Source organism: Paraburkholderia dipogonis (assembly GCF_042680985.1).
Taxonomy (GTDB): Bacteria; Pseudomonadota; Gammaproteobacteria; order Burkholderiales; family Burkholderiaceae; genus Paraburkholderia; species Paraburkholderia phytofirmans.
The window spans coordinates 34,032-55,245 of sequence record NZ_JBHUFR010000012.1 but is presented as its reverse complement, the minus strand read 5'-3'; the positions used below and the strand labels follow the sequence as shown (position 1 = coordinate 55,245).

15 protein-coding genes, 2 pseudogenes and 1 riboswitch are annotated in these 21,214 nt (G+C 60.6%); of the genes and pseudogenes, 10 read left to right on the top strand and 7 right to left on the bottom strand.

What is annotated here, in order from left to right; translation table 11 throughout:
* Positions 1-2 precede the first annotated feature (2 nt).
* The 4 genes and pseudogenes from ACFSNN_RS17420 to ACFSNN_RS17405 form a co-directional block, all read right to left on the bottom strand.
* Positions 3-794 (bottom strand): ABC transporter ATP-binding protein, encoded by a 792-nt coding sequence (locus tag ACFSNN_RS17420; RefSeq protein ID WP_134465847.1) that lies wholly within the window; start codon positions 792-794, stop codon positions 3-5.
* Positions 791-1,606 (bottom strand): ABC transporter permease, encoded by an 816-nt coding sequence (locus ACFSNN_RS17415; RefSeq protein WP_134465846.1) that lies wholly within the window; start codon positions 1,604-1,606, stop codon positions 791-793. The genes ACFSNN_RS17420 and ACFSNN_RS17415 overlap by 4 nt, the downstream gene beginning before the upstream one ends.
* 34 nt (positions 1,607-1,640) lie before the next feature.
* Positions 1,641-2,711: a putative urea ABC transporter substrate-binding protein gene (locus ACFSNN_RS17410; RefSeq protein ID WP_134465845.1), complete on the bottom strand. Its 1,071-nt coding sequence runs from the start codon at positions 2,709-2,711 to the stop codon at positions 1,641-1,643.
* A 58-nt stretch (positions 2,712-2,769) separates the two neighbouring features.
* Positions 2,770-2,869, bottom strand: a riboswitch (guanidine-I (ykkC/yxkD leader).
* 427 nt (positions 2,870-3,296) lie between these two features.
* Positions 3,297-3,510 (bottom strand): annotated as a pseudogene (locus tag ACFSNN_RS17405) (DODA-type extradiol aromatic ring-opening family dioxygenase); the annotation flags it as partial.
* A gap of 750 nt (positions 3,511-4,260) precedes the next feature.
* On the opposite strand from ACFSNN_RS17405, the gene ACFSNN_RS17400 reads away from it, so the two are divergent.
* Together ACFSNN_RS17400 and cysC are read left to right on the top strand one after the other, a co-directional pair.
* Entirely contained in the window at positions 4,261-5,007 is a 747-nt protein-coding gene (locus tag ACFSNN_RS17400; protein ID WP_134465844.1) for a hypothetical protein, read from the top strand.
* A gap of 52 nt (positions 5,008-5,059) precedes the next feature.
* Positions 5,060-5,683, top strand: coding sequence for an adenylyl-sulfate kinase (cysC, locus tag ACFSNN_RS17395; RefSeq protein WP_134465843.1), 624 nt, complete (start codon positions 5,060-5,062; stop codon positions 5,681-5,683).
* Here the strand turns inward: cysC and ACFSNN_RS17390 are convergent.
* Complete coding sequence (locus tag ACFSNN_RS17390) at positions 5,605-6,918, bottom strand: MFS transporter (protein ID WP_134465842.1); 1,314 nt, start codon at positions 6,916-6,918, stop codon at positions 5,605-5,607. The genes cysC and ACFSNN_RS17390 overlap by 79 nt on opposite strands.
* 49 nt (positions 6,919-6,967) lie before the next feature.
* The gene (locus ACFSNN_RS17385) at positions 6,968-8,449 is read right to left on the bottom strand and encodes a class I adenylate-forming enzyme family protein (RefSeq protein ID WP_134465841.1); all 1,482 of its coding nucleotides are present in this window, start codon (positions 8,447-8,449) and stop codon (positions 6,968-6,970) included.
* A gap of 437 nt (positions 8,450-8,886) precedes the next feature.
* Between ACFSNN_RS17385 and ACFSNN_RS17380 the strand changes: the two genes are divergently transcribed.
* The 7 genes and pseudogenes from ACFSNN_RS17380 (at position 8,887) to ACFSNN_RS17350 (ending at position 18,682) form a co-directional block, all read left to right on the top strand.
* Positions 8,887-11,862: an autotransporter outer membrane beta-barrel domain-containing protein gene (locus ACFSNN_RS17380; protein WP_134465840.1), complete on the top strand. Its 2,976-nt coding sequence runs from the start codon at positions 8,887-8,889 to the stop codon at positions 11,860-11,862.
* 184 nt (positions 11,863-12,046) lie between these two features.
* Positions 12,047-14,149, top strand: coding sequence for a sulfotransferase (locus ACFSNN_RS17375; protein ID WP_134465839.1), 2,103 nt, complete (start codon positions 12,047-12,049; stop codon positions 14,147-14,149).
* Positions 14,149-15,312, top strand: coding sequence for a glycosyltransferase family 9 protein (locus tag ACFSNN_RS17370; RefSeq protein ID WP_134465838.1), 1,164 nt, complete (start codon positions 14,149-14,151; stop codon positions 15,310-15,312). The genes ACFSNN_RS17375 and ACFSNN_RS17370 overlap by 1 nt, the downstream gene beginning before the upstream one ends.
* Before the next feature lie 32 nt (positions 15,313-15,344).
* A complete protein-coding gene (locus tag ACFSNN_RS17365) occupies positions 15,345-16,205 on the top strand; it encodes an alpha/beta fold hydrolase (RefSeq protein ID WP_244323188.1) in 861 nt (286 codons plus the stop codon).
* A 202-nt stretch (positions 16,206-16,407) separates the two neighbouring features.
* Positions 16,408-17,149: pseudogene (locus ACFSNN_RS17360) on the top strand (IS6 family transposase).
* Positions 17,150-17,602: 453 nt separating this feature from the next.
* Entirely contained in the window at positions 17,603-17,758 is a 156-nt protein-coding gene (locus ACFSNN_RS17355) for a hypothetical protein (protein ID WP_166799431.1), read from the top strand.
* 234 nt (positions 17,759-17,992) lie between these two features.
* Complete coding sequence (locus ACFSNN_RS17350) at positions 17,993-18,682, top strand: IS6 family transposase (protein WP_134466416.1); 690 nt, start codon at positions 17,993-17,995, stop codon at positions 18,680-18,682.
* Positions 18,683-18,826: 144 nt separating this feature from the next.
* Here ACFSNN_RS17350 and ACFSNN_RS17345 read toward each other — a convergent pair whose 3' ends face one another.
* Complete coding sequence (locus ACFSNN_RS17345; RefSeq protein ID WP_134465836.1) at positions 18,827-19,633, bottom strand: IclR family transcriptional regulator; 807 nt, start codon at positions 19,631-19,633, stop codon at positions 18,827-18,829.
* Positions 19,634-19,719: 86 nt separating this feature from the next.
* On the opposite strand from ACFSNN_RS17345, the gene ACFSNN_RS17340 reads away from it, so the two are divergent.
* Positions 19,720-21,153, top strand: a complete 1,434-nt coding sequence (locus tag ACFSNN_RS17340) for an MFS transporter (RefSeq protein ID WP_134465835.1) — start codon at positions 19,720-19,722, stop codon at positions 21,151-21,153.
* Positions 21,154-21,214 lie beyond the last annotated feature (61 nt).

Here is a 21,214-nt window from a genome sequence, read left to right as displayed (position 1 = left end):
CGTTAGGCTGAAACCGCGTCGACACGCGCTGCGCCTTCCATTGCGGCTTGGGCCATATGAATGGATGACGCGGAGTCGCGGCTGTGGTCGAGCGGAATGTTGTAAGTGATGCGCGCACCGTAGGCGCCGGGCGCTTGAGCATCTACGCGGACCTTGTCGAACACCAGGACGCGGCTGCCAAGCGTGAAGCCTTCCTTCAGGTCATGCGTGACCATGAAGATCGTCAGTTTCGTTTCGCGCCACAGGCCCAGCAGCAAGTCGTGCATGTCCTTGCGGATACCTGGATCCAGCGCGCCGAATGGCTCATCGAGCAGTAACACGCGCGGCTTCATCATCAGCGTCTGGGCGATCGCGAGGCGCTGTTGCATGCCGCCCGACAGTTGCTGCGGATATTTGTCCAACGCCGCGCCGAGCCCTACGCGTTCCAGCATCGCCACGGCTTCGTTACGCGCGGCGCGCCGCTGCGCACCGAACAGTCGCCCCGTGAACTTCGCACGCGGCAGTTCGAGTCCCAGCATCACGTTGCGGATCACACTCAGATGGTCGAACACCGAATAGCGTTGAAACACTACCCCGCGATGCTCATCGGGTTCAGCTGGCAACGGTTCGCCGTCGAGCAAAATTTCGCCGCGCGTGGCGCGCTCCTGGCCGAGCAACAGCCGCAGGAACGTGGACTTGCCGCAACCCGACGCGCCCACCATCGAACAGAACTCCCCTTCTTCGATACGCAGGTTTAATCGTTCGAGCACGACCTGATCGCCGTATTCCTTCCAGACGTTACGAACTTCGATCATCGCGCGCCTCTGCCATACCAGGGGAAAGACCATTGCGTCAGGCGGCGCAGCCATTCGTCGGTGAGCCACGCCAGTAGCGTGATCCATGCGACGTAAGGCAGGATCACGTCCATCGCCAGGTAGCGGCGCACCAGAAAGATGCGATAGCCCAGACCATCCGTCGAAGCGATCGCTTCCGCCGCGATCAGAAACAGCCACGCCGCGCCGAGCGAAAGACGCATCGCCACCAGCAAACGCGGCAGCAATTGCGGCAGCACGAGACGCAGAATCAAGGTCCAACTGCTTGCGCCGAGCGTCTGCGCCTTGACCCACAACTCGGTTGGGATCTCGCGAGCCCGCGCGTGCAGATCGCGGATGATCATCGGCGTAATGCCAACCACGATCAGCACGACCTTCGACAACTCGTCGAGTCCGAACACGATGAACAGAATCGGCAGCACCGCAAGCGGCGGAATCATCGAGATCACAGTGATGAACGGCGAAAACGTTGCGCTCACCAGCGGAAACGAGCCGGTCGCGATGGCCCCCACCAAGGCAATCACGGCGCTCACGACGAGGCCGATGCCGAGCCGCCGCAAGCTCGATGCCGTGTCGGCCCACAGCAGATACTCGCCCGTGCGCTTGTCCTCGTTGAAAGCGACCTGCTTGATGGCGTCGCTCATTTGCGTGGCGCTCGGCAGCAGCTTGTCATCGGGGTTGAGCTTAAGCCGCATCGACGACCCGGTGAAATAGACCGCCATCAGCACGATGAACGGCAGCAACAGCAGCATGAAACCGCCGCCGCGGCTCGGGTATCGGTTGATGATTCGCATGGATGCCTGCCTTATGAAATGCGTGAGGTTCGGCTCAGAGCTTGCCCGCAGCAGCCATTTCCACGTAGGTCGGATCAAAGCGCAGCTTGACATTGCTCTTGTTGCCGATCACGACACCCTTGTCGAAAGCCATGCCGACCACATCCGCGCTCTTCGCGTCCTGTCCGAGCAGACCGTGATCGAACGAGAACTTCGCGACCCGCGTCATGATCTTCGGCATGTCGGCGCTCGTGACGAAATCGACTGCGGCCTTCGGCGTGTAGAACAGTGCGGTGGTCGACAGTTGACCCTTGAAGCCCGCGAGATCGGTGCCCGATGCCTTCGCCATCGCGCTGAGCGCAGCGGTGCTGTCGGCGTTGTTGGCCTTCATCAGCGCGACCATCTCGAACCATGCGCCCGTGAGCGCCTTGCCGAGCGCCGGGTTGTCGTTCAAAGTCTTCGTGTTGACGACCATCATGTCCATGATTTCGCCGGGAATCTTGCTCGAGTCGAAGACCTCGCTGACGTTCGGCTGCGCCTTCAGGTCGGCGAGCATCGGGTTCCACGTCACCGCGTTGTGAACGGCGGGCGTGGCGAATGCACCGGAGATGTCGGCATCGGACGTGTTCACCACCTTGAGGTCACGCTCGCTCATATGCGCGCTCTCGAGAGCGCGCGCGAGCAGGTAGTGCGATACCGAGAACTGGACCAGATTGATCTGCTGGCCCTTCAGGTCGGCAACCTGCTTGCCCTTGCCCTTGATGAGCACGCCATCGTTGCCGTTCGAATAGTCGCTGACGATCAGCGCGGTCGAATCCACGCCGCCCGAGGCCGGAATGGTCAGCGCGTCCATGTTGGTCATCGCGCAGCCGTCGAACTTGCCGGCGGTGTACTGATTAATGGATTCGACGTAGTCGTTCAGTTGCACGACATCGACATTGATGCCGTATTTTCTGGCCCATTTGGAGACGATGCCCTGGGTTTTAGCCTGGCCCCACGGCATCCAGCCCGCGTAGATGGTCCAGCACACCTTGAAGTCGGTGCGTCCAGCGGCAAACGATGAGTTTGAGGCGACAGCGGCGAGAGAGATGGCGGCGATGCTGAGGAAGCGAACAAGCTTGCGCATGAGGTTGACCTCGGAAGGGACGGTTAGCGACGGCAGGGAGCAGCGCAAACATCGCGTTCTCTCCCGGGCTTTTGTCCCGCCGTGTAACCTCGCCTGAGGTCGACAGCTCTCGGACCAGCACCTGCGTGAAGCAGGCCGGAACCCTAGCCGTCCATTTCCAGATTGTGTGTTAAACCGGATGCTGCGCCGGCTCCTTGCACTTGCTATTAAGCGATAAACGTGCCAAACGAAAATCGCTGCAATCCGGCGTTGCGCGGCGGGCTTCTGCCCCGCCGCAGTGACGGCGCGCACCTGGACATGCCGAATCGGCACCTTATCTGTGCATTAATTCTCAAGACCTTGACATTCCGTTCATCTTTTGGCCAACGCCTCTGACTTGGTCCTTGTTCACAATCCATTCCTCCAAATATGTGACCACCGTCGCGCTAACCAGATTGCGACACTATCTATATAGGAAAAACGCATCGTTCGTGAAGCTGAGCGGACAAAGGGAAGATGCGTCCTGCGGACGCGAATTGGCCGAAGCACTTCGACGTTTTAGGCGCGCGCCATCCGCGCGACAGGAGCCAGCCTCTGACTTGGCGCGTGGGAAGTCGCTAGCCAGGTCGGAGTTGGGACAGGAAAGTCTTCGGGGTAGCTTACGATCGCACGCCGCAGAGCTTTACCGAGTTTATAAAAGCGTCGTGCGCTCGGTATTGGGAAGTTGCAGCACGCCCATCTGCAGCGGAACCAGCTTCACTGGCCATTCCGGCTTGTGTGGGTGAGACATCGACAGGGGCGAGAAGCAGCCGTCAGAGAGCGCCATCGCAGTCGTGTCAACGGATGCTCAGTTGCGATGTAAGCTTCACCGAAAGCGTGGGTGTGTTGCCGTAGAGCGAAGTAAAGTCGTCACCAGAAGCGAAGTAATTTCGTCAACACCGCGTATTTGTGTCATCTTCCGTATCAGCTGGGCGCCAATCATTGGGGGCGCCTATAAAGAAGCAGACGCCCCTGATACTCCATGCCCTACGAGCTTCATCTCGGGATCAACAATGCCGAGTCTGCGCCAATCAGATTCGCGGAGGCTCTTTGCGTGGTCTGAATCACAGCAACTCTCTTAAAAAAATCTTCGTCGCTCCTGATCGGCCGCAGCGCAAACATCTGGAAAAGGGCGGTCTGGATGACGCCCCGATCGCCGAGCAGAACGCACGCGTTACCGATCGATCGAGGTGACCTGATCAACTGCTGGATCGCGTCGGCCATCGCGGACGCAAAGAGGTCGCGGCGCCGCTAGTACAGACAGCGTGCGCTGCCTGTTTCCGGCCCACTTCCTTGTCGCCATTTCATTTAATAGCAATGCCATGCATTCGTATTCCTAAAATTCTACGTGGAAATCGACGATGCATCTTGTTCCTAGGCCACCATGAAGATGACTTGGCATCGCCGGTCGCTTACGAGACGTTTTCGCTCGGGTTCCTCCTATGAGACGGGAGAGGCGCTCGAAAAGGCGTTGGAAGAAACGGTCTGGCAGGACCTGACTCTCGCTCGCGGATTTGCCTGACTCGAGACGATGGTGCGAGAAGTCCCGAATTCAGACAGCGCGGACGACCAGAGCATCTATGAATGGTTCGCGCTGGCGTTTCGCGTAGAGAATACAGTCACACCGCTCTTAACCGCTCGCATCCCGCCGGCCGCTCTCGTTGAACTCCAAGCCGCAGTCGTTCGCCATACCAATCGCAAGGGCGCAGTCAAGTTCTCGACGATAGGTGTCGTTGTCCAACCTGGCATAGGCACCCCATGTTCATCGCCGGCGTTTTGCGCAGTCATGCAGCCAGGCGACGACCGTCAGTTTGGCACCGACGCGCATCAGAAAAACCTGTCCGCAGAAGCGTTCCTTGTCGTGGCCGGCACGTACCAACTGACGGAGGCGGATGAGAAAGAATCGCTCGATGCCCAGTTTGCACTATTCGATGACAACCGCTTGCCAGAAGGCTGCCTGACAATCCCGCAACTATCGTTCGGCTCGATGAGCATTGAATACGCGGGAGCATTGCCTGACGTCCTTATCCAATGCACGACGGATCTTGAAGCCGACGGCGGGATGGAAGACTTGAAAGACCAACTTGAGACAGCTGCCGCGGGCGATCGGGTTCGCCTGGTTAATGTGCCGCCACGTGGTCCCGTCGTCAACGATAGTTACGCAATTCAGGAACGCAAGTCACGAACGCCGTTGAATTCAGTCGCCGAAGGCAGCCGACGAAAGACGATACCCTCGGTCATGTCAGGCGTCTTCAAGATTTCCTCGCGCGCGACGTAAACCAGATAACCGCACCAGGTCTCGACGGGCCTCTATCAACAAGGACACACTCATGGACATGGCACATGTTATCTGGCTAACGGGCCTGTCCGGCGCCGGGAAAACGACGCTCGCCAACGCACTGCGGGGAAAACTGCAGTCGCAGCGGGTTCCGTCGATCGTGCTTGACGGCGACGCCCTGCGCACCGGCATCAATTCGGACCTTGGATTTAGCGCCGAGAATCGCGCGGAAAACGTTCGGCGCGTCGCGGAGATTGCGAAGCTGATGGCGAGCAACGGTCACGTGGCTATCGTCGCGCTCATTTCGCCGCTCGAAGCGCATCGCCAACTCGCCAGATCGATTGTCGGCGAAGCGTCGTTTCTGGAAGTTCATGTGGCGACTTCCGTACATGAATGCGAGAAGCGCGACGTCAAGGGCTTGTACAAGCGTGCCCGACTTGGACAAATCGAGGGATTCACGGGGCTAAGCGCGCCGTATGAGGTCCCACTGGCGCTCGATTGCGTCATCGATACCGCGCTGGAAAGCGTGCAGCAATCGGCGGACAGGCTATACGCGTTTCTTGTGTCGCGCGTGTCCACAGAAAGCAAAAGCTGGGACTATGCTCTCCGCACGTCCTTGGCGAACAGCGCGATCGCAGCCACCAGCGCAGGCAGCGCCAATACCGTGAAGACCTGATCCGCGCTCCAGTGCATTTCCAGCATCTGAGCGCCCATGAATACGCTTAGCAGTGCGCCGCACCGGCCGGCTCCGTGCATCCAGCAGGAACCTGTCGCGCGTGCTCGGGTCGGGTAGAAGATCGTCGGCAGCGCATTGACGCTGCAGATTGCGCCGATCAGGAAAAAGCCGAGAGCGAACGCGAGACACATCATCAACGCACTGGAATGAAAGACCAGTCCAATGCCGACAAACAGCGCACTACCCGCGAGGCACGCCAACGCCGGTAACTTGCGCAAACCCGGCTTGTCCATGCCCCAGCCGATAACCAGTGCGCCGATCACCCCGCCCGTCTGATAAAGGCCAGTAATTTCAGCAGCGAAGCGAAATGGAAAGCCCGACTCCTTGATGAGCGTCGGCAGCCAGTTCGACAAGGTATTGCTTGCGAGAAGCGCTGCGAAGTACGTGAGCCACAGCATCGCGCCGCCGAACAGATACTTCGAAGAAAACAGCAGCTTCGTTTCGGCCGGTCCGGCGCGCTCGACAGATGAAACGAAAACGGATTGGGTGGTAGTACTGCCCGGCACCATCCTTTCGACAATGGGGCGGATCTTTGCGGAGCGTGCCTTTCTGGCGATCAGAAAGCTGACCGATTCCGGCAACTGCATCATCAATACGGGCAGAAGCAGCAACGGCAGCGCCCCACCGACGACCAGCAGACTGCGCCAGCCATACGCAGGAATGATCCACGCCGACATGAAACCCGCGCACGCCGAACTGAACGACACCGCGCAGATGATGAACGAGACCGAAAGCGAACGGATGCGCTCCGGTGCATATTCGGAGATCAGGGTAGCGGTGTTGGGCACGACCGACCCTACGCCCAAACCCGTCAATACCCGAAACACCACCAGCGCGGGCAAGGACGCAGCGGTTGCCGTAAGCAGTGTCGATGCACCGAACAACGCGACGCTGGCCACGAGCACTACCTTGCGCCCGAAACGGTCCGCGAGCGGACCCGCCACCATCGCGCCCACAATAAGACCGATCTGCGCGCCGCTCAACGCGGGCCCCAGCATCTGACTGCTGACGTGCCACTGCTGCTTCAACACCGGGACGATAAAGCCCATGACGGCCATATCGAATCCCTCGAACGCGATAATGCAGAACCCGAGAACCAGTACGAGCTTCTGGAGCCACCCCAGCGGACGCTCGGCTATCAGTTCATGCACGTCGACGACAGCAGCAGTGTTCACCAGTCTATCCTTCGAAAATCTCTAATTGATTCCAGCGCGGGCCGTTTGCCTACGCGCCCAGATTGCGCAAGCGGTCCCGCAACACTTTGCCCGTGGCGGTACGCTCGAACTGATCGACGAAGAAAACCTTCTCCGGACAAATAGGCCCAAGGCGTTGAACAGCCCATGCCATCAATTCGCGTTCGGAAATACGATTGCTCAGGATGATCGCCACCGCCAGAAGATCTCGCCCGGCCGGCTGCGGCAACACGAACGCCGCCGCCTCGTGAACAGCCGGGTGGGTTTCGAGCACACTCTCGACATCGCGGAATTGAACCTTGTTGCCGGCGACATTGAATACGTCGTCCTCACGCCCTTCGATGTATAGAAGACCCTCCGCATCAAGCCGCGCGGTATCGCCGGGGTAATACCATCCATCACGGAAACGGTCCGCCGTTTGGGAAGGATCGAGATAGTAACCTTCGAACATCTGGTCCAGCTTCATCCGCAACCGGCCAGACTTGTCCGCCTGAACGGGCCGGTCTTCGTCATCCACCACTTCGAGCGTTATCCACGGCAGCACACGCCCTGCACTATCCGGCGCGCGACGCAATGTGTCCGGCGACGCGATGGCAACCGGTCCCACTTCCGACGTGCCGTAATCCACATACACATTCGGCGTGAACTTGCGAAACAGCGCCTCCAGCAGACGCGCATTCGGCATGCCGCCAAGTATCCGCAGCGCGACAAGCGACGGAAAGTGCACGCCGTCTTCTTCGAGCAAAGGCAGGATGTCTTCCGCCATCGAGGGCGAGAGCAGCCAGTGCGTGACCGCGTGCGAGCGAACCATATACGCCAGATTGGCCGGCAATCTTTCCGGCGACAATACGATCGCACCACCCAGAATCAGCATGCGCAACGATTGCCCGAAACCGACCGCGAAATTCAGGTCGAGCGGCAACAGCCGCGATCTGGTGTCGCGCGTGTACTCGGACTTGGTGACGCGATCCAGCATATAGCCGTGCGTGCGCAACACGCCTTTCGGGTCGCCCGTCGTGCCCGAAGACAGGGAAATCCAGCACGGGTCGTTTGCTTGCGTTCGCGTGGCGGGCAACAGCGGCACGCGCCTCGCGAGATCGATAGCGGCGAGATGGATGAACGGCAAGCCCTTCAGCTCCATTTCCTTGCGCCCGGATACCACCGCAACGGCGCCGAAACGGCGCGCCGCCATCATGCGGCGTTCAGGCGACAACGCGTCGTGCAGGGGCAATGCGATTGCGCCGATCCGGGCGATGGCGAGCAAGGTGACCAGATGCAATGCCGTCTGGCCCATCGAAACACCGACGGTCTGCCGTTCGTGCACACCGTTAGCGAGCAGCTTCAGCGCGACTATATTAGCTGCCGTGACCAGTTGATGAAAACTGAGTACGCGATCAGGAAGTATCAACGCTGGAGCGGCCGGTTGGCGTCGAGCCTGGAGCTCGATCACTTCCGTAATGTTCCAGAGGCCGTCGGGGAGGTCCAGCTGTTTCAACGTGACGCGATCAGTCATGCTTGGCGATTCAGTGATTTACTTTGCATATCTCACTCCGGCAAAGTGAACGATGAGAGATGTCAATCAGTATTTATTCCGGCAGACCGGCTACTGCTCAACGCCACTCATTCTAAATAATCCGGCTCAAAAGATAACGACAGTATCGAATAATACTTGAGGGGCGAATGAGCGTTTTTTTCATGGCGGCTACGCGCAGGAATGAGGCCCCCCGTCTCCGGCCAAAGCGCCGCTGCACGCGGCGTACAAGACACTTCCTCCCCAAAAGACCTCACGAAACTTGTGCACGTTCGTACGTTTTAAAAGTCCGCCGAAAACATCAATACGGGGCCGTTGTGGGTATTTTGCAATAGCGGAGAAAAAACTATCTTGCCATTTTGCGTTGCTGCATACTCGCGCTCGTAAATAAGAACTCTGACTCTGACCAAGCCAACAACATGAATTCGTCAGCACCATATTCGAAGCAGCGTGCACTTGTCGCGGCGCTCAGCGGGATACTCGCGGGAACCACCCCGCTGATCGCCAAAGCGGACTGTGCAGTCAACGGAACGATCAGCAGCGACAGTCCGGAAATCGGCTGGTCTAACGGCAACTGCACGATCAACACCGGTGTGACCCTCGCCAATTTCCACACCTCGACCGCCTTGCTCGCGGTCGGTACGGGACTCGGGACGCTGACCAACAACGGCACGATCGCCGGTACCCGCTACGGTTTTCTCAACGCCGCCACTATCGGCACCGTTATCAACAACGGGCGCATGATCGCGCGGACCGTGAGCGCCGTCGGCCTTTATAACAATGGCTCGATCGGCCAGCTGACCAATACCGGCACCATCAGCGCGGGAAGCACCGGCCTTTTCAATCCGAATGCCATCGGCACGCTGATCAACACCGGCCTGATCAACGGCAGCGGCGGCTTCGGCTATACGTTCTTCAACGGCATCCGCAACACGGGCGTGATCGGGCTGCTGGAGAACGATGCGGGTGGCATGATCACGGGCGGCAGTTCGGGTATCGGCAACTATAATCGCATCGGAACCCTGATCAACAGCGGCACTATCACCGCATCGAACGGACCGGACCGATTCGGCATCAACAACAGCAACGGCGCCACGATCAACACGTTGACCAACAACGCCAGTGGCTCGATCAGCGGTGGCTCTACCGCTATTCACAACAACGGCATTATCGGCACGCTGACCAATACCGGCACCATCAGCGGCGGCAACGAAGGTTTATCCAACAGCAATCAGGTCAGCTTCATCAACAACACCGGCACGATCACGGCCCAGCTCGGGATCGTCAACGCGGGCAGCATCGGCAGCGTGGTCAACAGCGGCACGATCATGGGCAGCACCGGCAGCGCCGTCGCGCTGGTCAACCAGAGCGGTGGTACGCTGAGTTCGCTGAGCATCACATCGGGCGGAACGATCACGGGTAAAACGGGTATTGCGAACGCTGGCATCATGGGCTCGATTGCCAACGACGGCCTGATCACCGGCAGTGTGGACGCGATCAACAACGGCGGCACCGGCACGCTTGGCACGATCACGAATTCCGGTGTTATCGCCGGCAATATCACCAATCTGTCCGTGCGCGACCTGAATATCAACGGCGGCTCGGGTTCGACCTTCGGCACGCTGACGGGTATTGGCGGCGCCATGGGCGCGATCTCCAACCAGAGCTCGAACGTCAATTTCGGCGCAGGCAATATTCTGCTCGACAGCAACGTCAACGTTGGAAGCAACGCGGTCAACAACACTGGCGCGACGCTGCAGGTCAACCGTAACGTTGCGATCACCGGCAACTATACGCAAGCGTCCGCCGCCACCTTGCAGATCGGCGTAGCGGACGGAGCGACTGCGGGCGGCTCCGCCACCGGCGACAGCGGGTATGGCCGTCTGGTCGTCTCAGGCAGCGCTAACGTCGCCGCCGGCTCGGGCGTCACCTTGCAAAAGCTCAACGCGTACGGATTCGCGGCAGGCCAGCGATTCGTCGTGATCGACGCCCTTGCCGCCGGCACGAACTACAACGCGAACGATCTGCACTATGCAATCGCGGGGACGACTGGGTTGACGGTCAGCGGCGCCGCCGTGGCTAACGGTTCGAACAGCGATCTGGTACTGACCGTCGCCGCCCCGACGCCGACGCCGACACCCACGCCAACTCCGACTCCGACTCCGACGCCCACACCGACACCGACACCGACACCGACGCCTACTCCAACGCCTACGCCAGCCCCGACGCCCACGCCGACCCCGACGCCCACGCCCATGCCGGCCACCGCGCCGAACGCGCAGGCATCTTTGGGCGGCCTGTCGCGCTACACCGGCATCAGCGACCTCGCGCTGCTGAATCTGTATAACGCGTCGCTCGCACTGAATGCATCGGGTTCCACCGACGCGTCTAATCGCGCCGGCAAGCAGCTCGCACCGACTTCGCAGACCACGTCGGCCCGCGCCGCCGCTGCGCCGACTTTCGAAACGCTCAACATCGTGGCGAGCCACGTCAACGGTCTGCGCCTCGCACAAGCAGGTGGCAGCGGTATTTCGACGGGCGAGGCTTCGCCGCAATGGGGCGTTTGGGGTCAGGCATTCGGCGGTCACGCGAGCCAGGACGAACGCGATCAGGTGGACGGCTACAGCGCCAACTTCGGCGGCCTGATTTTCGGCGTGGACCGTGCAGTATCGGATTCGTGGCGCGTGGGTGGTGCGTTCAGCTACAGCAATGCAGCGATCAACAACACGGGCGATACCGCGGGCGACAATACGCGCGTCAACTCGTACGGTCTGATCGGCTATGCAAGCTATGTCGCCAACAAGTGGTACGCGAATCTGTCCGTGGGCGCGATCCAGCAGCGCTACAACACGAATCGCGCGGTCGACTTCACCGGATTCACTGGCGATGCGAACGGCAGCTTCAACGGCCAGCAGTACGTCGCGCGCGGCGAAATCGGCTATCCGCTGGCCTTGAGCGTCGCGACCATTACACCGCTCGCGAGCCTGACGTACAGCTATCAGCATCAGAGCGCGTACACGGAATCCGGCGGCAACGGTGCGGCGTTGTCCATTGGCGCATCGCATCTGACTTCGGTGACCACCGACGTCGGTACCAAGATCGAGCGTGAATTCTCGACTTCGTACGGCGGCGTCGTGCCGGAACTGACGGTTGCGTGGCGGCATGAATACAACAACACGCGCGCGCTCACTTCCGCGACCTTCGCGGCCGATCCGAGCGGGCAAACCGCCTTCACCACGCTCGGCACCAGTCCGGTTACCAACGCCGGCGTCGTCAGCGCGGGCGTGACGTTGTTACGCGAGAAGAATCTGAGCATGACAGCGCGCTACGAACTGCAGTTCGGCGGCGGCTACGTCTCGCAGGCCGGCACGCTGCGGTTGCGTCAACTGTTTTGATCGGGCAGGAACACGGACAGGCGCATTCGCGGCCCTCGCGCGTGCGCCTGTCCGGCCATCTGAATCCAGCACTCCAGCATCTCAGCACTCGATGCGGCCGGCGGCCGCAAAACGGCCGTACATCCCGCGCATGCTACGATCCCATAGCCCTACCCTCACCCACTGAATTGCGGATCTTTCCAGCATGTCTAACGGCGCCCCTTCAGGCAACATGAATATCCAGGAAGCGCTCGAACAAGCGTACGCGCACTGGAACGCCGGCCAGTCCGACCAGGCAGAAATGCTGGCCCAGCGCGTACTTGCCGCGTGGCCCGGACAGGCCGACGCACTGCACCTGCTCGGCCTGATGGCGCACGCCTTCGGCAATCTGGACCTGGCCATTTCCCATCTCCGTCAAGCCTGCCTCGCGCCGCGTGCGCCGGCGGCATATTCGAGCAATCTGGCGGAAATGTATCGTCAGAAGGGCATGCTGCCCGAAGGCGAAGAGGCGGCCCAACGCGCCGTCGCCATGGACCCGACGCTCGTGTCCGGCTGGAACAATCTCGGCATCCTGCTGCAGGAAGCGGGCAAGCTCGAGCAGAGCCGCACCTGTCTCGAACGGGTCGTTGCGCTCACGCCCGAATGGGCGGAGGCGCATAACAATCTGGGCAACACCTGGCGTCTGCTTGGACATATGGACCACGCGCAATCGTGCTACACGGAGGCGCTCGCGCTCAATCCGTCCTACGCCGAGGCCCACAGCAATCTCGCCTTTCTGCTGTCCACTCAAGGACTCTATGAAGACGCGGCCTCGCACGCGCGAGAGGCGATTGAACTCAACCCCCGCCTCGTCGACGCGTATCTGAATCTTGCCGACGTCGAAGCGTCGCGTCATCGTCATGAAGCCGCATTGCGCGCGCTCGACATGCTCAACGCCTTCGCGCCGCACCACCCTGCCGCGCTCATCGCGCGCGCGAAGATACTGCGCCAGATCGCGCTGATCGAAGAAGCGCTGGTTGCCGCGCGGCACGCGGTTGGAGCCGTGCCGCGCAGTGCCGAGGCGCATCACACGCTCGCGCTCGTGCTGCAGGATCTCAGTCTGACCGAAGAAGCGCTCGAAGCCTACGAACAGGCCGCGACGCTGCCCGGAACCCTCGCGGAGGTTGCCTTGATTGGGCGCGCCACGCTGCTGATCGAAGCCGGCCGAAGGGATGACGCGGCCGCTGCTTTCGAGCGGGTGCTGGAGCAGTTTCCCGGCTCTTCGCAGGCCATGGCGGCCCGTTCCGACCTGCGCACGTTCGTGGACAACGACCCGGACATCGAAGCGCTGGAGTCCTTCCTAGCGCAAGGCGAGCGCCGTTCACTGGCCGACCGGATCTCCGCGCACTTCGCACTCGGCAAGGCTTATCTCGACACTAAAAATCCCGCACTCGCATTCCATCATTTCGATGCGGGTAACCAGCAGAAACGGGCTTCTTTTCACTATGACAGCAAGGAGACCGCGCGCTGGTTCGAGCGCCTTCGCGCGGCCGTCACGCCGCAACGCTATGCCGAACTCGCGGCGCTAGGCGAGCCGTCCACGATGCCGGTGTTTGTTCTCGGCATGCCGCGCTCCGGCACCACGCTGATCGAGCAGATTCTTTCCTCGCACTCACAGGTGACGGGCGCGGGCGAACTGCCGGCGCTGCGCCTGTCGGTCGAAGGTATGGGCGCGTTCCCCGAATGGATCGATGCGTTGGACGCGCAATCCGGCAACGACAATCTTCTGCGCCGCTGCGGCGAGGCGTATCTGTCGCGCGTCACGCCGTTTGCCGAGGGTCGCCCATTCGTCGTGGACAAGATGCCGGGCAACTTCGTGTATGCGGGACTGATTCCGCTCATTCTGCCGGGCGCCAGAATCATTCATGTCCGGCGCGATCCAGTGGATACGTGCCTGTCGTGCTACTCGAAGCTGTTCTCCGGCCAGCAGTCTTTCGCCTACAACCAGACCGAGCTGGGCCAGTTCTACCGCGAATACGAGCGCCTCATGGCGTATTGGCGCGGGATCCTGCCTGCAGACGCGTTCATTGAAGTGCAGTACGAGGCTGTCGTCGACGATCTGGAAAGCGAAGCCCGCCGCTTGCTAGCCTTTCTTGGGCTTCCCTGGGACGACGCATGCCTCGACTTTCATCGCAACCGTCGCGTGGTGCGCACGGCGAGCGTCAACCAGGTTCGCCAGCCAATCTATCGGACGTCGAAAGGCCGCTGGCATGCCTACGCGCCGCATCTCGGCCCGTTGCTCGAGGCGCTCGGCGTCAGCGCTCCGTGATGCCGGACTCACCAATCAGGGTCGTCGCGATCGAACAACAGGTTCGCCCGCTGTTCGCCGCAGGCCGGTTCGAGGAAGCCGAAGCCATTCTGCGTCCCTATCTCGCGTCGGGCAGCGGGCCGCTCGTGCTCTGGAAGCTTCTGGCTGCGGCGATCCGCCCGCAAGGCCGTATCGAGGAAACGCGCGCAATTCAGGAGATGCTGGTCGCGCACGCGCCGGGCGACTATCCCGCGCGTTTCGACCTCGCGGAAACGCTGTTGCTGCTCGGCGAATTCAAACGCGGCTGGCGTGAATATCACTACCGTTACAGTCTTGCGCACACCACGCAGATCGAGCGCAAAGTGCAGCGCCCGCGATGGGACGGTCGTGCGATTCCGGGCAAGACCCTGCTGATTCACGACGAGCAGGGGTTCGGCGACACGTTCCAGTTCATGCGCCTGCTGCCAATGGCCAAGGCGCGCAGCGGCGCCAGAATCGTGCTGCAGATCAACGAGGAAACGCTGTCGCTGGCTCAGCGCACCACCGGTTTCGATGACATCGTCGTGCGCGGCACGCTGCCTCCACCCTTCGACATGCACTGCGAGATGATGAGCCTGCCGATGGCACTCGGTCTGTCGATGCAAGACCTGCCCGGTCCGATGCCATATTTCAGCGCCGATCCGCAGCGTGTCGAGCAGTGGCAGCAACGACTTGCCGATTTGCCGCGTCCGCTCGTCGCGCTCGTATGGGCGGGACGTCCCACGCATTTCAACGACGCGAACCGTTCGCTGGCGCTCGCGCAACTCGCGCCGCTCGGCGGCACGGGCGCCACATTCATCTCGATCCAGAAGGGTCCGGCCGCCGCGCAAGCAGACTCGCTACCGCAAGGTATGTCGATCCATTCGCTGAGCGACGAGATAGCCGACTTCGAAGACACGGCCGCTATTCTGTCTATCGCGGATCTGCTGATTTCCGTCGACTCGTCGCCGGTTCATCTTGCCGGCGCGCTTGGCCGCCCCACGTGGGTCATGTTGCCGAGCGTACCCGACTGGCGATGGCTGCTGGAGCGACCCGACACGCCCTGGTATCCGCATACGCGTCTGTTCCGTCAAGGCACGCGCGGTAACTGGAGCGAAGTCATCACGCGGATCGCCGCAGAGCTTGCGCAATTCTGCAAGCGGTGAAAAGCATACGTGACATGCCCGAAAGCGGGCGCATGCGGGACTCCATTGCATGCCGTGCTCTCTCCGTCGCGTTTGTCACGTTAGCCATCACGTTCACCGGATGTGCGACGCTCGACCCAGACGTGAACGCCGACGCGCTCGCCGCGCGTGGCGGTCTGCAGCGGCAGATCGTCGATACTCACCGCTTTGCGCTCACGACTTTCTCGCGCGTTTCGCGGCCTGACAAGCCGCTGCGCATCTATATCGAAGGCGACGGGCTCGCATGGCTGTCGCGCACCGAACCCTCGCGCAATCCAACACCCAGGCATGCCGAAGGACTCGCGCTTGCCGCTGAAGATGCCGCACCCAACGTCGTCTATCTCGCGCGGCCCTGCCAGTTCACGCCGATGGCCGGCGATCCGTCGTGCGCGATTCCGTACTGGACCGGCAAACGATTTGCACCCGAGGTCGTCGAGTCGATGAACGAGGCAGTCAGCCATTTCGCGGCGATGGCGCGCGGACAAGCCGTCGAGCTGGTCGGCTATTCGGGTGGCGGTGCAATTGCCGTGCTGATCGCGGCGCAGCGCCGCGATGTCGCTTCCATTCGAACGGTAGCCGGCAATCTCGACGACGAATACGTCAACCAGTTGCACGGTGTGTCGCCCATGCCGCAATCGCAGAACGCAATCGATTTTGCGCGCGATGTTGCATCTATTCCGCAGGTTCACTTCAGCGGCGCCGAAGACACGATTGTGCCGCCCTCGGTTGCGAAACGCTTTGTCGCCGCGACCGGCGCAACGTGTGCCCAAGCGTTGACGGTTCCCGTGGGCAGTCACGAAGATGGCTGGACCGAACGGTGGCCCGCGCTGCTCGACATCGCTCCGGTTTGTGGGGACATGGCTTCGGGGCATTGATCCGAAATATGGTTCGCACAGACTACGGCATCTCGCCCAACGATCTGGTTTTGCCAGCGTTGATCTGCTTGAGTCGTGGTGCGCCGCGCACTGCCGCCCCGCTGGCGAGTAGCTGTACGAGGTGCGTGCCGGCTTGCAAAACCAGAAGAAGCGGTCAAAACGGCTTTGTTACGTTGCCGAGGCAACCGCGTAAAATCGGGAGATGAAAAATTCTAGATCGCTGTATCGCGGACATCGCTTCCGGCGGTGGTGTCCGGCGGTGGTGATCAGTTGTGCCGTTCGCTGGTACTTTTGGCTTCAGCTGAGTCTTCGCGACATTGAAAAGTTGCTTTTCGAGCGCGGCGTCGTGGTGAGTTACGAAACCGTGCGCCGCTGCTGCGACAAATTTGGCGCCGGGTTTGCGCATCGTGTCGAGGCGGCGACGAAAACCAGGCGACACCTGGCATCTTGATGAGATGTTCGTGACGCTGCGCGGAGTACCCTATCTGCTGTGGCGAGCCATCGACGAGCAGGGCACCGAACTCGATATCCTGCTGCAAAAACGGCGTGCCACGGCCGCGGCCAAGCGATTCTTCAAGCGCGTGCTTCGCTCTTGCCCGGTGCCACGCAAGAGCGTCGCCGACCAGTTGCGCAGTTATCCAGCCGCGAAGTCCAGTATCCCCGAACTGGCAAACGTCAAACACGTGTTCGTCAGGGCTGCAGCCCGCGTGAACAATCGGGCCGAGAATAGTCATCAACCTGCGCGTGAACGTGAGCGACGCATGCGTGGCTTCCGCGAGCCGAAACGGACTCAGGTGTTCCTGTCGAGCTTCGGACCGATCCGACAGCACTTCGCGATCAAGCGGCATCTGCCGCGCGCTTCTCTCTATCGCAAACAGCTCGCTCAGCGTTTGGACGCATGGCATCGGTTCACTGAGCTCGCCCAGAATCCATCAACCATCTGAGCAAACACACGTCTCAGGCAGTTTTGCGCCGTCGACAAGTCAACGTGAAAGCGCCATTTAATACGTTCTACGCCAGTGTGCAGTGACCGGCGCTTATACCTTGAGAGCGCTGGTCGCGAGTCAAGCCATGGAAGGACAGCACCGATGTAGAGAAGCTGGGCCCGAGCAATCCATCCACGAAGCTCAAGCAATTAAGCATCCGCTGGCGACAGGGTGTCGCACTGAGCACGGGGAAAAACCATTTATAGTGCACTGCACAAGCCCGTGCGGTCGGTAGGCGCGATCTGGCGGCCGTGTTATAGTGCACCGCACAAAGCCCCGTCCGATCGGCAAGTGTGATCTGACGACCGCGTCCGGCGTTGCCCGGTTGCGGACAGACATGCCGCTGAAGGTGATTCGACACGCCTGTCAGCCTCGCCCAGTTTCTGTCTACACCATCAAAATGAGGTCCCTGTGAAATACGTTTCCCGCATCGCCGCGTCTGGAGCACTCCTGGTCGTCGCTCTCGGTATCGTCACCTTCGCCCAGATCAAGTTCGCGCCGCAATCCGCAGACAGCAATCCGGTCGCACGAATCGTCCTGAACGTCGAGTCGCAACTGAACGGCTGAGCGACTCCACCGCTGTATGTAGCCCGCGCCCCGCAGGCAAAGAAAAACCCGCCTGGCTCGAAGAGAACTGGCGGGTTTAAGCTATTGCTTTTGGATTCACATACCAGGCGATGGAGCTCTGTCACGTTGGCGACTGGGCTAAGGTGCCGCGATGAAGAAAATGAAATCGCTTTATCACGGTTTCAGGCTTCAGGCTTCAGGCTTCAGGCTTCAGGCTTCAGGCTTCAGGCATCGATCATCAGCTACGCCGTTCGATGGTATTTTCGTTTTCAACTCAGCGTTCGCGACATTGAGGAACTGCTGTTCGAGCGCGGAGTAATCGTCAGCCACGAGTCGACTCGCCGGTGGACTGACAAGTTCGGCGCCGGCTTCGCGCATCGGGTCAAGGCCGCCCGCCGCAAGAGCGGTACGACATGGCATATTGACGAAATGTTGGTGTCGCTGCGCGGCGAGCCTTACGTGCTGTGGCGTGCGGTTGACCAGCACGGCACCGAACTCGACATCCTGTTGCAGAAGCGACGCGACAAAGCTGTCGCGAAACGCTTCTTCAAACGGGTACTGGCAGCCTGTCCCGAAGTACCGAAGAAGATCGTCACCGACCAGCTACGCAGTTACCCGGCCGTCAAGGCAGAGCTCCCGGAGCTGGCGCACGTGAAGCATGTATTCGTCAAGGCCTGCGCAGGCGCGAACAACCGCGCAGAAAACAGCCATCAACCGACGCGTGAACGCGAGCGGCGCATGAAGGGGTTTCGATTGCCCGAGCGAACGCAAGCTTTCCTGTCGTGCCTCGGGCCGCTCCGTCAGCACTTCGCGCTTAAACGTCACTTGCTTCGCGCCTCGCTCTATCGCAAACAGCTCGCTGCGCGATTCGAAGCATGGCGCGAATTCACCGGCGTCACCCAAAATCCGTCCACCGCTTTCTGAGTAGTTGCCTCGCCTGCCGATCTTTTCTCCCGAGACCGGCAACGTGACAGCGCCCACAAACTTGCGTGTTTGCTCGCCAAGTCCACTGCCACCAAGCGTCCTTGTGTCCCCCGTTTTCGGAAAAACAGGCGGTTTCTGACATGCTCAGGCCGCGTCATTGACATGCCCATCGACGCTTTCGCGCGGCCAGACCGCTCCCAACTGCGCGGATGCTTCCTGCAAAAGCGTGTAGAAGGCGTCGTAACGCTCCGGCGGGATCCGTAAGACCGGTCCAGCAATGCTAATTGTCCCGACTACTGCCCCGTCAATCAGCGAACGCACGGTCACGGCCATGGCGACGACGCCTGGCTCCGCCTCCTCGACGACGAGACCATAGCCGCGCTTCCTCGTCAGTTCGAGCTCCGGTATCAACTGGTCGACACTAGCGATCGCTTTCGATGTCCCTGCGCCGTTGGGCTTGCCGAGCCCGCCGCGCAGTGCGTGCCCGATTGCTTCGTCGTTTGACATTGCCGCCAGCCACGCCTTTCCGACTGATGTGGCATGCAATGCGATGGGACTATGCATGGACGGCGAATACATGAGACCAGGCGCCGCGCCCTGCGACGCAGCGAGCCACGCGAGTGTGCCTTCATTGACCACAGTCAGCCGGACCAGCTCGTGACACTGGGCGGCGACCTCGTCGAGAATCGGCTGCACCAGGCCCGGCAGACCAAGCCCATGCAGGTACCGCTGACCGAGCAAAGAAAGCTTCAAGGTCAAGCGGTATTGGGACGTCTGTTCGTCCTGTTCAGCCCACCCCTGCTCGCACAACTGTGCAAGCACCCGATGGGCTGGACCTTTTTCCAGTTCGAGTTGAGCGGCAATGTCGGACATTCGCATCCAGCGCGCTTCGCGCGCCAGCAACTCGATCGCTTGAAGCGAACGATCAACTGCTCCCTTGACAACTCTCATAATGTAGGTAATATGGTTCTTAATGGAACGGTGTTACAACAATAAAGAACGGGCACCGAAAAGTCAATCCAAGCCGGAGACAAGTCATGAGTGGAAGCACCCAGTTTGAGGCCCATCGTCAGCGCCAGTCGAAGATAGCCGCGGCCAGCGGCTGGATCGGCTCAGCACTTGAGTACTACGACTTCTTCATTTATGCAACCGCGGCGTCGTTGCTTTTCCCGCAGCTCTTCTTCCCCTCTCAGAACCCAACAGTAGCCATCATCGCATCCCTGGCGACTTTCGGTGTCGGCTATGTTGCCAGACCCATCGGCGCGATGGTGCTCGGCCACGTCGGCGACCGACACGGCCGGAAGACGGTGCTGATCTTCTGCATGTTTTTAATGGGCATTTCTACGATGGGCGTGGGACTCCTGCCCACGTATCAGCAGGTCGGCATCTGGGCTCCGTTGCTGCTCGTCGTCCTCCGGCTCATTCAGGGATTCGCGGTCGCAGGAGAGGTCTCCGGCGCCAGTTCCATGATCCTCGAGCATGCACCGTTCGGCCGACGTGGCTACTTCGCGAGCTTTACCCTGCAAGGGGTGCAAGCCGGGCAGCTCCTGGCGGCAGCGGTCTTCCTGCCGTTGGCGCATTTCTTACCGAAAGATCAATTTGCATCGTGGGGATGGCGCATTCCGTTTCTTCTCAGCTTTGTCGTCATCATCATGGGGTACATCATTCGCCGCCAGGTTGAGGAAACTCCCGCTTTTCGCGAGGAGCAGGCTCACGGCGAGGTGCCTTCCTCACCGGTTGTCGAGGTCCTGCGACAGAGTTGGGACGATGTCTTGCGCGTCGTCTGCATGGCGCTCGTTGCGGTCATCGCGCTTCTTGCTACAGTGTTCGGCGCCGCGTATGCAGTCCAGCCGGCCTACGGTATCGGCTTTCCTGTTGGCGTCTTTCTCTGGATTCCGGTTCTCGGAAACATCTGCTCGGTCATACTGATTCCCTTCGTTGGCAATCTCTCTGACAAAATCGGCCGCCGGCCGCCAGTTCTTGCCGGCGTGCTCAGCGCCGGGCTGCTCTCTTTTGGCTACCTTTACGCCATCAGCATCCACAATCTCTGGCTCACGATAATTCTTTCGGTGCTGATGTGGGGCATCGCCTACCAAGGCTTCAACGGGGTGTTCCCGAGCCTTTTCCCAGAACTATTCCGCACGCGCGTGCGTGTGACGGGAATGGCCATCGGACAAAACGTTGGGACGACGCTTGCGGCACTGACGCCCACACTCTTCGTAGCCGTCGCGCCGCCCGGCACCGCCAACATTCCGCTGAAGATCGGCTTTCTAACGTTCGGCATCTGTCTTGTCGCCGCGTTGGCTGCATTCACTACGCGAGAGACATACCGGATCCGCCTTAACGATCTCGGCGACCGCGATGCGGTGCCCGTCCCGAAAGCGGAGTACGAGCGCTTGCGCGGCGAAGCGATGGCCGGAAGAACCAGAACTGCCGATGCGCAGGATCTCGCAAAACAGCTTCGCTCGTAGGCTTTTACGACCGCCGTATTCGTTGCGACCACCGTGTTGGCGCAACTCAGAACGAGCCAAG

Bases quoted from the DNA above. Each gene is read 5' to 3' on its own strand.
- ACFSNN_RS17420 (WP_134465847.1), bottom strand. From the start codon at position 794: ATGATCGAAGTTCGTAACGTCTGGAAGGAATACGGCGATCAGGTCGTG.
- ACFSNN_RS17415 (WP_134465846.1), bottom strand. From the start codon at position 1,606: ATGCGAATCATCAACCGATACCCGAGCCGCGGCGGCGGTTTCATGCTG.
- ACFSNN_RS17410 (WP_134465845.1), bottom strand. From the start codon at position 2,711: ATGCGCAAGCTTGTTCGCTTCCTCAGCATCGCCGCCATCTCTCTCGCC.
- ACFSNN_RS17400 (WP_134465844.1), top strand. From the start codon at position 4,261: ATGGTGCGAGAAGTCCCGAATTCAGACAGCGCGGACGACCAGAGCATC.
- cysC (WP_134465843.1), top strand. From the start codon at position 5,060: ATGGACATGGCACATGTTATCTGGCTAACGGGCCTGTCCGGCGCCGGG.
- ACFSNN_RS17385 (WP_134465841.1), bottom strand. From the start codon at position 8,449: ATGACTGATCGCGTCACGTTGAAACAGCTGGACCTCCCCGACGGCCTC.
- ACFSNN_RS17380 (WP_134465840.1), top strand. From the start codon at position 8,887: ATGAATTCGTCAGCACCATATTCGAAGCAGCGTGCACTTGTCGCGGCG.
- ACFSNN_RS17375 (WP_134465839.1), top strand. From the start codon at position 12,047: ATGTCTAACGGCGCCCCTTCAGGCAACATGAATATCCAGGAAGCGCTC.
- ACFSNN_RS17370 (WP_134465838.1), top strand. From the start codon at position 14,149: ATGCCGGACTCACCAATCAGGGTCGTCGCGATCGAACAACAGGTTCGC.
- ACFSNN_RS17365 (WP_244323188.1), top strand. From the start codon at position 15,345: ATGCGGGACTCCATTGCATGCCGTGCTCTCTCCGTCGCGTTTGTCACG.
- ACFSNN_RS17345 (WP_134465836.1), bottom strand. From the start codon at position 19,633: ATGAGAGTTGTCAAGGGAGCAGTTGATCGTTCGCTTCAAGCGATCGAG.
- ACFSNN_RS17340 (WP_134465835.1), top strand. From the start codon at position 19,720: ATGAGTGGAAGCACCCAGTTTGAGGCCCATCGTCAGCGCCAGTCGAAG.